Origin of the sequence: Rubrivivax gelatinosus (assembly GCF_016583785.1) — a bacterium.
Taxonomy (GTDB): domain Bacteria; phylum Pseudomonadota; class Gammaproteobacteria; order Burkholderiales; family Burkholderiaceae_C; genus Rubrivivax; species Rubrivivax gelatinosus_B.
In genome coordinates this window covers 19,616-30,725 of record NZ_NRRU01000066.1, presented here as the reverse complement: position 1 = coordinate 30,725, position 11,110 = coordinate 19,616, and the positions used below count along the sequence as shown (strand labels likewise).

Annotated in this window: 9 protein-coding genes; all 9 read left to right on the top strand. The window is 70.7% G+C overall.

Going from position 1 to position 11,110, the window contains the following annotated elements; all coding sequences use genetic code 11:
* On the top strand, nucleotides 1-650 hold a 650-nt coding region (locus CKO43_RS16800), incomplete at its 5' end, for an exosortase C-terminal domain/associated protein EpsI (RefSeq protein ID WP_200379313.1).
* A gap of 31 nt (nucleotides 651-681) precedes the next feature.
* Nucleotides 682-1,962: a nucleotide sugar dehydrogenase gene (locus tag CKO43_RS16795; protein WP_200379312.1), complete on the top strand. Its 1,281-nt coding sequence runs from the start codon at nucleotides 682-684 to the stop codon at nucleotides 1,960-1,962.
* A 91-nt stretch (nucleotides 1,963-2,053) separates the two neighbouring features.
* A complete protein-coding gene (locus tag CKO43_RS16790) occupies nucleotides 2,054-2,761 on the top strand; it encodes an FkbM family methyltransferase (RefSeq protein ID WP_200226008.1) in 708 nt (235 codons plus the stop codon).
* A 54-nt stretch (nucleotides 2,762-2,815) separates the two neighbouring features.
* Nucleotides 2,816-3,973, top strand: a complete 1,158-nt coding sequence (locus tag CKO43_RS16785) for a TIGR03088 family PEP-CTERM/XrtA system glycosyltransferase (RefSeq protein ID WP_200379311.1) — start codon at nucleotides 2,816-2,818, stop codon at nucleotides 3,971-3,973.
* A 4-nt stretch (nucleotides 3,974-3,977) separates the two neighbouring features.
* Nucleotides 3,978-5,921 carry an XrtA/PEP-CTERM system amidotransferase gene (locus CKO43_RS16780; RefSeq protein WP_200379310.1) on the top strand — a complete coding sequence of 648 codons (1,944 nt, stop codon included), beginning with the start codon at nucleotides 3,978-3,980 and terminating at the stop codon, nucleotides 5,919-5,921.
* A 2-nt stretch (nucleotides 5,922-5,923) separates the two neighbouring features.
* Nucleotides 5,924-7,132 (top strand): TIGR04063 family PEP-CTERM/XrtA system glycosyltransferase, encoded by a 1,209-nt coding sequence (locus CKO43_RS16775; RefSeq protein ID WP_200379314.1) that lies wholly within the window; start codon nucleotides 5,924-5,926, stop codon nucleotides 7,130-7,132.
* A 2-nt stretch (nucleotides 7,133-7,134) separates the two neighbouring features.
* Nucleotides 7,135-8,367 (top strand): glycosyltransferase, encoded by a 1,233-nt coding sequence (locus CKO43_RS16770; protein WP_200379309.1) that lies wholly within the window; start codon nucleotides 7,135-7,137, stop codon nucleotides 8,365-8,367.
* A 5-nt stretch (nucleotides 8,368-8,372) separates the two neighbouring features.
* Entirely contained in the window at nucleotides 8,373-9,761 is a 1,389-nt protein-coding gene (locus tag CKO43_RS16765; protein ID WP_200379308.1) for a phenylacetate--CoA ligase family protein, read from the top strand.
* Nucleotides 9,754-11,088, top strand: a complete 1,335-nt coding sequence (locus CKO43_RS16760; RefSeq protein WP_200379307.1) for a putative O-glycosylation ligase, exosortase A system-associated — start codon at nucleotides 9,754-9,756, stop codon at nucleotides 11,086-11,088. Before CKO43_RS16765 ends, CKO43_RS16760 begins: the two co-directional genes overlap by 8 nt.
* Nucleotides 11,089-11,110: the final 22 nt, after the last annotated feature.

Genomic DNA, 11,110 nt, shown 5'->3' with positions numbered 1-11,110 from the left:
CGCTGGCGGTGGCCGCCGTCACGCTGCTGCCGCATGCGCTGCTCGGCGTGCTCCAGCGTGCCGAAGGCGCGGCCACGCCGGCGCGGCTGGAACTGCCGGCGGCGCTGGGCCGCTGGTCCGCCGCCGACGGCGGCCTGCCCGCCTGGACCCCCGACTACGACGACGGCCCGCAGCGTGCGCGCCGCGTCTACGCCGGGCCGGCAGGGCGTGTCGGCCTGCTCGTCGACTACTACCGCGGCCAGAACGAGAACAGCAAGGTCGTCAGCAGCCAGCACCTGCTGGTCGGCATGCGCGACGCGACCTGGAGCATCCCCAGCCACGAAGGGCGCGAGCTCGAACTCGACGGCCGCCGCATCGGCCTGCGGCGCTCGGAGATCCTGGAGCGCGTCTCGCTGTCGGGCGCCGGGCGCCAGCGCCTCGTCGTCTGGCGCCTGTACTGGATAGGCGGCCACTGGTTCGGCGGCGACGTGCAGGCCAAACTCGCCGGTGCCGTCGCGCGCCTGATGGGCCGCGGCGACGAAGGCGCGGCGCTGCTGCTGTACGCCGACGGCAGCGGCGATGCCGGTGCCGACGCCGCCATCGAGACCTTTCTCCAAGACAACCACGCCGCGCTCGGCAGCCTGCTCGAACGCGTGCGCGCCACCCGCTAACCCCGTCTCCCTGCAGAAAGCGAGAACCACCGTGAACACCGTCGCCGTCATCGGACTGGGCTACGTCGGCCTGCCGCTCGTCGTCGAGTTCGGCAAGCAGATGCGCACCATCGGCTTCGACATCGCGCAGCACAAGGTCGACGCCTGCCTGGCCGGCACCGACCCCTCGCGCGAACTGCCCGACACCGAGCTGGCCGCCGCCACGCACGCCGTCTACACCAGCGACCCGGCGCTGCTGGCCGAGGCCGACATCATCATCGTCGCCGTGCCGACGCCGGTCGACGCGGCCCACATCCCCGACTTCAGGCCGCTCGTCGGCTCGTCGACCAGCGTCGGCCGGCACATGAAGAAGGGCGCGATCGTGGTCTACGAGAGCACCGTCTACCCCGGCGCGACCGAAGAGGTCTGCATCCCGGTGCTGGAGCGCGAATCGGGCCTGAAGTGGAAGCAGGACTTCTTCGTCGGCTACAGCCCCGAGCGCATCAACCCGGGCGACCGCGAGCACACGCTGACCAAGATCCTGAAGATCGTCAGCGGCGACACGCCCGAGACGCTGGAGAAGGTGGCGCAGCTGTACGAACGCATCATCGTGCCCGGCGTGCACCGCGCCAGCTCGATCAAGACCGCCGAAGCCGCCAAGGTCATCGAGAACACCCAGCGCGACCTGAACATCGCGCTGATGAACGAGCTCGCGATCATCTTCGAGAAGATCGGCCTGGACACGAGCGAGGTGCTCGAAGCCGCCGGCACGAAGTGGAACTTCCTGAAGTTCAAGCCGGGGCTGGTGGGCGGCCACTGCATCGGCGTCGACCCGTACTACCTGACGCACAAGGCCGACATGCTGGGCTACCACCCGCAGGTCATCCTGGCGGGCCGGCGCATCAACGACGGCATGGGCAAGTTCATCGCCGAGCAGACGATCAAGCAGATGATCGCCTCGGGCAGCTACGTCAAGGGCGCGCGCGTCAACGTGCTCGGCCTGACCTTCAAGGAGAACTGCGGCGACCTGCGCAACAGCAAGGTCATCGACATCATCCACGAGCTGCAGAGCTACGGCGTCGAGGTCTTCGTCACCGACGCCCAGGCCGATCCCGAGGAGGCGATGCACGAGTACGGCGTGCGCCTGGTGTCCTACGAGGACCTGCCGCGTGCCGACGCCATCGTCGCCGCGGTCGCGCACCGCGAGTACGCCGAGCTGTCGGTCGAGGACCTGTGCAAGAAGCTGGTCAAGGGCGGCGCCTTCATCGACGTCAAGGCGGCGTTCGAAACGAAGGCGCTGGAGGCCGCCGGCTGCCGCGTCTGGCGGCTGTAGGCCGCCAGCCGCCCGCGCCCGGTACGCGCCCCGGGCACGGGCCGGCCCGACGCTTGCGGGGCGCCGCCTGGCATCAGTACGGGAGCACGAGATGAACGTTCTGCCCTGGAGGCTTCGTGTCCGCCTGGAGGGCCTGCGGGACAAACGCTCGTGGGCCCTGTCCCAGGCCGGGCAGGACCAGTGGGTGTTCGGCGAGGCCTACAACGAGGCGACCGGGCGCTACTTCCTGGACATCGGCGCGCACGACGGCGTCAGCATCAGCAACACCTATGTGCTGGAGCGGCGCTACCAGTGGAAGGGGCTGTGCATCGAGGCCAACCCGAAGACCTTCCAGGCCCTGGTCCGCAACCGGCGCGCCGCCTGCGTCAACGTCTGCCTCGACCGGACCGAAGGCGAGGTCGACTTCGCGGTGCGCGACGTGCTCGGCGGCATCGTCTCGCCCGAGCTCGACAACGCCGGGCCGCAGGCCGAGGTGCTGCGTGTCAGGACCCGGCCGCTGCTGGACGTGCTCCGCGAACACGCTGCACCGGCCGTCATCGACTACCTGTCGATCGACGTCGAGGGCGCCGAGGAACGCATCCTGGACAGCTTCGACTTCGACCGCTACCGGTTCAACTGCATGACGATCGAGCGTCCCTCGGCCGTGCTGCGGGCGCTTTTCGCTCGCCACGGCTACGTGATCGTGAAGGAGATCCCGGGGCTGGACTGCTTTTATCTGCACTCGGACTTCCTGCCCGAGTACAAGCGCAACCTGTTCGCGTTCTATGACAAGAAGCACCTGTCCCTGCGCTGGGGCTGAGAGCCCGCGCCGCGGCCGCCGCGCCGCCGGCCGCGACCTGTTTCGCGCCCGCCCGTGAGGCCGCTGGTCCTGCACCTGGTCTACCGCTTCGACACCGGCGGCCTGGAGAACGGTGTCGTCAACCTGATCAACCACATGCCGGCCGATGCCTACCGCCATGCGGTGGTGGCGCTGACGGAGGTCGTGCCGGGTTTCGCCGCGCGCATCCGCCGCGACGACGTCGAGTTCGTGTCGCTGCACAAGCCGCCCGGCCATGGCGCCAAGCTCTACCCGCGGCTGGCACGGCTGTTCGCCGACTGGCGCCCGGCCGTCGTGCACACGCGCAACCTGGCGGCGCTGGAGTGCCAGGTGCCCGCCGCCTGGGCCCGCGTGCCGGCGCGTGTGCACGGCGAGCACGGCCGCGACGTCGACGACCCCGACGGCACGCGCGCCAAATACCAGTGGATGCGGCGCGCCTACCGGCCCTTCGTGCAGCGCTACGTGGCGCTGTCGCGCGACCTGGCCGGCTACCTCGAACACCGCGTCGGAGTGCCGCAGCGCCGCATCGCGCAGATCTACAACGGCGTCGACGTCGAGCGCTTCCACCCGGCCGCCGGCGGCCGGGCCGTGCCGCCCGGCTGCCCGTTCGACGACCCCGCGCTGTTCGTCGTCGGCACCGTCGGCCGCATGCAGACGGTCAAGGCGCAGCCGGTGCTGGCGCGCGCCTTCGTGCGTGCGCTGGAGCTGGCGCCGCAACTGCGCGCCACGCTGCGCCTGGTGCTGGTCGGCGACGGCCCGCTGCGCGCCGAGGCGCAAACGGTGCTGGACGCGGCCGGCGCCACCCCCCTCACCTGGATGCCCGGCGAGCGTTCGGACGTGCCGGATGTCATGCGGGGGCTCGACGGCTTCGTGCTGCCGTCTTTGGCCGAGGGAATCTCCAATACCATTCTCGAAGCGATGGCCACGGGCCTGCCGGTGCTGGCGACGGCCGTCGGCGGCAACCCGGAGCTGGTCGTCGACGGCGAAAGCGGCCTGCTCGTGGCGGCCGGCGACGTCGACGCACTGGCTGCCGGCCTCGTCGCGCTGGCGTCCGACCGCGGCCGCAGCGCGGCGATGGGCGCGGCCGGCCGCGAGCGCGTGCAGGCGCAGTTCAGCCTGCAGGCGATGGTGGACGCCTACCGGTCGCTGTACGACCGGCTGCTGTCCGGACCTTCAACCCCAGCCAAGGACTGACACCATGTGCGGCATCACCGGCCTCTTCGATACCCGCGGCACCCGTGCGGTCGACGCCGCCGTGCTGCAGCGCATGAACGACTCGCAGTGGCACCGCGGCCCCGACGAAGGCAGCGTGCACGTCGAGCCGGGTCTCGGCTTCGGCCACCGGCGGCTGTCGATCATCGACATCGCCACCGGCCAGCAGCCGCTGTTCAACGAGGACGGCTCGGTCGTCGTCATCTTCAACGGCGAGATCTACAACTACCAGGAGCTGATCCCCGAGCTCCAGGCCGCTGGCCACGTCTTCCACACCAAGAGCGACACCGAGTGCATCGTGCACGGCTGGGAGCAGTGGGGCGAACGCTGCGTCGAGCGTTTCCGCGGCATGTTCTCGTTCGTGCTCTGGGACCGCAACCGCGAGACGCTGTTCCTGGCGCGCGACCGCCTGGGCGTCAAGCCGCTGCACTACGCGCTGCTGGACGACGGCACGCTGCTGTTCGGCTCGGAGCTGAAGTCGCTGCTCGCCCACGGCGGCATGAAGCGCGACCTGGACCCGCTGGCGGTCGAGGAGTATTTCGCCCTCGGCTACGTCGCCGAGCCGCGCTGCATCTTCGCCCAGGCGCGCAAGCTGCCGCCGGCGCACACGCTGACGATCCGCCGCGGCGAGCCGCTGCCGGCGCCGCGCGAGTACTGGGACGTGCACTTCACGCTCGGCAACCCGACCTCGGTCGAGGACGCCTGCGAGGAACTGCAGCACCGGCTGCGCGAGTCGGTGCGGCTGCGCATGATCGCCGAGGTGCCGCTGGGCGCCTTCCTGTCGGGCGGCGTCGACTCCAGCGCCGTCGTCGCGACGATGGCGGGGCTGTCCGAGGGCCCGGTCAACACCTGCAGCATCGCCTTCGACGACCCCAAGTTCAACGAGAGCGAGTTCGCGCAGATGGTGGCCACGCGCTACCGCACCGAGCACCGCGTCGAGACCGTCAAGTCCGACGACTTCGACCTCGTCGACCTGCTCGCGCGCCTGTACGACGAGCCTTATGCCGACAGCTCGGCGATCCCCACCTACCGCGTCTGCCAGCTCGCGCGCAAGCACGTGACGGTGGCGCTGTCGGGCGACGCCGGCGACGAGGCCTTCGGCGGCTACCGGCGCTACCGGCTGCATCTGATGGAAGAGCGCATGCGCGGCGCGCTGCCGGCGGCGCTGCGCCAGCCGGTCTTCGGCATGCTCGGCCGCCTGTACCCCAAGGCCGATTGGGCGCCGCGTGTGCTGCGCGCCAAGACCACCTTCGAGGGCATGGCGCGCAACTCGGTCGAGGCCTACTTCCACTCGGTGTCCATCCTGCGCGGCGACATGCGGCGCCAGCTGTTCAGCCCGGCGCTCAAGCGCCGGCTCGGCGGCTACGACGCGCTCTCGGTCTTCGAGCACCACGCCGCACGCGCCGGCACCGACGACCCGCTGGCGCTGATCCAGTACCTGGACCTGAAGACCTACCTCGTCGGCGACATCAACACCAAGGTCGACCGCGCCGCCATGGCCCACAGCCTGGAGGTGCGCGAGCCGCTGATGGACCACAAGCTCGTCGAGTGGCTGGCGACGCTTCCTTCGTCTCTGAAGGTGCGCGGGCAGGAGGGCAAGTACCTGCTGAAGAAGGCGATGGAGCCGATGTTGCCGGCCGAAGTCCTGTATAGGCCGAAAATGGGGTTCTCGGTACCGCTCGCACGCTGGTTCCGCGGCCCGCTCAAGGACCGCGTGCGCGACGCCGTGCTCGGCGAGCGCCTGTCGGCGACAGGCTGGTTCGAGCGTTCTTATCTGCAGCACCTGGTGGACGCCCACCAGGCCGGCACCCGCGACTACAGCGCACCGCTGTGGACGCTGCTGATGTTCGAAGCTTTCCTGCGCAATGTCGTCGATGCCGGCGTCGTCGGCGCGCAGGGCATCCCACGAGAGGCCGAAGCGCTGGCATGACACTGCGCGTCCTGCACGTCCTGGATCACTCCATCCCGCTGCACAGCGGTTACACCTTCCGCACGCTGTCGCTGCTGACCGAGCAGCGCCGCATGGGGTGGGAAACGTTCCACGTGACGAGTCCCAAACACGCCACCACCGTCCCCGAAGAGACGGTCGAAGGTTGGCATTTCTATCGCACGCTGGTCGCCGGCAATGCCGGCGGCATGCCCGGTCTCGGCGAGATGGCGCTGATGCGCCGGCTCGAAAAGCGCATCAACGAGCTCGTCATCAAGCTGCGCCCGAACATCATCCACGCCCATTCGCCGGTGCTCAATGCGCTGCCGGCGCTGCGCGTGGCCAAGCGCCAGCGCATCCCGGCGGTCTACGAGGTCCGCGCCTTCTGGGAGGACGCTGCCGTCGACCACGGCACGACCACCGAAGGCAGCCTGCGCTACCGCCTGACGCGGCGCATGGAGACCGCAGCGCTGAAGGAAGCGGCGCACGTCTTCACGATCTGCGAAGGCCTGCGCGGCGACATCGTCGGCCGCGGCATCCCGGGAACCAAGGTCACCGTGGTGCCGAACGCCGTCGACGTCGACAACTTCGAGCCCGGCGGCGTGCCCGACCTGGCGCTGAAGGCGCGCCTGGGCCTGTCGCCCGAGGCCATCGTCGTCGGCTTCATCGGCAGTTTCTACGCCTACGAAGGCCTGGACCTGCTGCTGGACGCGCTGCCCCAGCTGCTGCTGCGCCGCCCCGAGCTGCGCCTGCTGCTGGTCGGCGGCGGCCCGCAGGAAGAGCTGCTGAAGGAGCGCGCCGTGTCGCTGGGCGTGGCCGACAAGGTGATCTTCACCGGCCGCGTGCCGCACCGGGACGTGCAGCGCTACTACGACCTGGTCGACGTGCTCGCCTACCCGCGCCACAGCATGCGGCTGACCGAACTGGTGACGCCGCTCAAGCCTTTGGAAGCGATGGCGCAGGGGCGGCTGTTCGTCGCCAGCGACGTCGGCGGCCACAAGGAGCTGATCCGCAACCGCGAGACCGGCTGGCTGTTCCAGGCCGGCAACGTGGAGGCGCTGGCGAACGCGGTCGACGACCTGCTCGCGCGCCGCGACCAGTGGCCGTCGCTGCGCGCCGCGGGCCGGGAGTTCGTCGAGCGCGAGCGCACCTGGACCAATTCCGCTGCGCGCTACCGGCCGGTGTACGAACGGCTGATCGCCGGGGGGCGCTGACGGTGGACGACGGCCCGCGGATCGTCGTCTTCAGCAGCCTGTTCCCGAGCGCCGTGCAGCCCGGTGCCGGCCTCTTCGTGCGCGAGCGCATGTTCCGCGTCGGCCGCGAGCTGCCGCTGGCGGTGGTCGCGCCGACGCCGTGGTTCCCGCTGCAGTCGCTGCTGCGGCGCTTCAAGCCGGGCTTTCGTGCCGGCGCGCCGCAGCACGAGACGCAGCAGGGCCACGACGTCTGGTTCCCGCGCTTCTTCAGCGTGCCCGGCGTGTTCAAGAGCCTGGACGGGCTGGCGATGGCGCTGGCCGCCTGGCCGCGGCTGGCGCGGCTCAAGCGCCAGGGCCGGCTCGACCTGATCGACGCCCACTTCGCCTACCCCGACGGTTACGCCGCGACGCTGCTCGGCCGCTGGCTGGGCGTGCCGGTGACGATCACGCTGCGTGGCAGCGAGCCGCGCCAGGCGAGCGACCGGGCGCTGGCGCCGCGGCTGCGCGCCGCGCTGCAGCGTGCGGCCCGGGTGTTCGCGGTCTCCGAGTCGCTGCGCCAGGTGGCGCTGGGGCTGGGCATCGCGCCCGACAAGGTGCAGGTGGTCGGCAACGGCGTCGACCTGGCGCGTTTCAGCCCGCTGCCACGCGCCGACGCGCGTGCCGCGCTCGGCCTGGGGGCCGACGTGCCGGTGCTCGTCAGCGTCGGCGGCCTGGTCGAGCGCAAGGGCTTCCACCGCGTCATCGAGCGCCTGCCGGCGCTGCGCCGGCGCTTTCCCGGCCTGGTCTACCTCGTCGTCGGCGGCCCCAGCCCCGAAGGCGACATCGGCGCGCAACTGCGCGCGCAGGTGGCCGCGGCCGGGCTGCAGGACGCGGTGCGTTTTCTCGGCCCGCTGGCACCCGACGCGCTGCGCGTGCCGCTGTCGGCCGCCGACGTCTTCGTGCTCGCGACCCGCAACGAAGGCTGGGCCAACGTCTTCCTCGAGGCCATGGCCTGCGGCCTGCCGGTCGTGACCACCGCCGTCGGCGGCAACGCCGAGGTCGTCTGCCGGCCCGAACTGGGCCGCGTCGTGCCCTTCGGCGACGGCGACGTGCTGGAACGCGCCATCGCCGAGGCGCTGGCGCACGACTGGGATGCCGACACGATCCGCCGCTACGCTGCGGCCAACACCTGGGACCGGCGTGTCGCCGACCTGATCGCCGTGTTCCGCGCGCTGCATGCCGCGCGGCCGGCGCGGGCTGCGGCCGCCACCCCCTGACACCGATGAGCGGGCTCTACACGCGTTTCACCTCCGGCCTGCTGTTTCCGCTGCACGAGCGGCTGAAGCAGCACGACAGCGTCGCCGTGCGGCAGCGCCTGGAAGCCAGCCAGTGGTGGCCGGCCGAACGCCTGGAGGCGCTGCGTGTCGAGCGCCTGCGCGCCTTGCTCGTGCAGGCCGGTGCCCACGTGCCGTACTACCGCGAGCTGTTCCGCGCCACCGGCTTCGACCCGGCGGGCGTCTCCAGCCTGGCCGACCTGCAGCGCCTGCCGTTCCTGACCAAGGCCGTCGTGCGCACGCAGGGCGAAGGCCTGCGCCACGAGCAGGCGCAGGGCCTGGCGCGCTTCAACACCGGCGGCAGCTCGGGCGAGCCGCTGATCTTCTTCATCGGCCGCGAACGTGTCAGCCACGACGTCGCCGCCAAGTGGCGCGCGACACGCTGGTGGGGCGTGGACATCGGCGACCCCGAGATCGTCGTCTGGGGCAGCCCGATCGAACTCGGCGCCCAGGACCACGTGCGCGCCTGGCGCGACCGGCTGCTGCGCACCGAGCTGCTGCCGGCCTTCGAGATGAGCGAGAGCCGGCTCGACGGCTTCGTCGCCGCGATCCGCGCGCGCCGGCCGAAGATGCTGTTCGGCTACCCCAGCGCGCTCAGCCACATCGCGCGCCACGCCGAGCGCCGCGGCCAGCGTCTGGACGACCTGGGCATCGCGGTCGCGTTCTGCACCAGCGAGCGCCTGTACGACGACCAGCGCGCGACGATCTCGCGCCTGTTCGGCTGCCGCGTCGCCAACGGCTACGGCAGCCGCGACGCCGGCTTCATCGCACACGAATGCCCAGACGGCGGCCTGCATCTGACGGCCGAGGACGTGATCGTCGAGATCGTCGACGCCGACGGCCGCGTGCTGCCGCCAGGGCAGTCGGGCGAGATCGTCGTCACGCACCTGGCGACGAAGGACTTCCCGTTCATCCGCTACCGCACCGGCGACGTCGCCGTGCTCGACACGGCGCGCTGCGCCTGCGGCCGCACGCTGCCGCTGATCAAGGAGATCCAGGGCCGCACCACCGACTTCATCGTCGCCGCCGACGGCACCGTGATGCACGGGCTGGCGCTGGTCTACGTGGTGCGCGACCTGCCGGGCGTGCGCGGTTTCAAGATCGTGCAGCACAGCCTGCAGCGCACCGAGGTGCAGATCGTCGCCGACGAAGGTTTCGACCGGCCGGCGCGTGGCGCCGAGATCGCCGCCGGGCTGCAGCGCCGGCTGGGGCAGGGGGTGCAGGTCGAGGTGAACTACGTCGATGCGATCGCGCCCGAGAAGTCGGGCAAGTACCGCTACGTCGTCAGCCACGTGGCGGCGGCCGCGCCGGCGCCGGAGACCTCACCGCATGCGTGACATCGCCGTCGCCCTGGTCGTCTTCGGCCTGCTGCCCTTCGTGCTCAAACGCCCCTTCTGGGGCATCCTGCTGCTCGCCTGGCTGGGCTACATGAACCCGCACCGGCTGTGCTACGGCTTCATGCTGAGCTTCCCGGTGGTCTACGTGGTCGCGCTGACGACGATGATCGGCATGCTGGTCTCGAAGGAGGCCAAGCGCATCGTCTGGTCGCGCGAGATGACGGTGCTGGTGCTGCTCGTCGTCTGGATGGGGCTGACGACGACGCAGGCGATGTACTCGGCCGAGGCCTGGGTGCAGTACCAGAAGGTGCTGAAGATCCAGCTGCTGACGATGATGACGCTGGTGATGCTGACCTCGCGCGAGAAGGTGCACGCCTTCGTCTGGGTCATCGTGCTGTCTCTGGGTTTCTACGGCACCAAGGGCGGCATCTTCACGATCGCCAAGGGCGGCGAGCAGCGTGTCTGGGGCCCCGAAGGCACCTTCATCGGCGGCAACAACGAACTCGCGCTGGCGCTGGTGATGACGATCCCGCTGATGCGCTACCTGCAGCTGCACAGCAAGCGCCGCCTCGTGCGCCTGGGCTTGGGCGCGGCGATGTTCCTGTCGGCTGTGTCGGCCATCGGCAGCCAGTCGCGCGGCGCGCTGCTGGCGCTGTCGGTGATGGGGCTGCTGTTCTGGCTCAAGGGCCGGCGCAAGCTGCTCATCGGCGTGCTGACGATCGCCGCTGCCGCCGTCATCCTGGCGCTGATGCCCGACGCCTGGTACGAGCGCATGGCGACGATCGAGACCTACCAGGACGACGCCTCCGCGCAGGGCCGCATCAACGCCTGGTGGACGGCGTGGAACCTGGCCAAGGACCGCTTCATGGGCGGTGGCTTCGAGGTGTTCAAGGGCCCCACCTTCCGCATCTACGCCCCCAACCCCGAGGACGTGCACGACGTGCACAGCATCTACTTCGAGATGATGGGCGAGCACGGCTTCCTCGGTCTGGCGCTGTTCCTGGGGCTGCTGTGGCTGGCCTGGCTCAAGTGCAGCACCGTCATCAAGATGGGCCGCAAGGACCCGTCCAAGGCCTGGGCCGGCGACCTGGCGGCGATGATCCAGGTGAGCCTGGCCGGCTTCATGGTCGGCGGCGCCTTCCTCGGGCTGGCCTACTTCGACTATCCATACCACCTGATCGCGCTCGTCGTCGTCACCCATGCGCTGGCGCGCGGTGACCCGAAGTCCGCCGGGGCGCCGGCCCCTGCGGCACCACCCAGGCCGGCGCCGCAACGGCCGGCGGCCGCGAGCCTGCCCGCCCCCCGACTCGCGCGTGGCCCGAAGTGACGCCCGCTGCCATCATCCGCCG

Excerpts from the sequence above, each read along its gene's own strand:
- CKO43_RS16780 (WP_200379310.1), top strand. The coding sequence starts at position 3,978 with ATGTGCGGCATCACCGGCCTCTTCGATACCCGCGGCACCCGTGCGGTC.
- CKO43_RS16760 (WP_200379307.1), top strand. The coding sequence starts at position 9,754 with ATGCGTGACATCGCCGTCGCCCTGGTCGTCTTCGGCCTGCTGCCCTTC.
- CKO43_RS16765 (WP_200379308.1), top strand. The coding sequence starts at position 8,373 with ATGAGCGGGCTCTACACGCGTTTCACCTCCGGCCTGCTGTTTCCGCTG.
- CKO43_RS16790 (WP_200226008.1), top strand. The coding sequence starts at position 2,054 with ATGAACGTTCTGCCCTGGAGGCTTCGTGTCCGCCTGGAGGGCCTGCGG.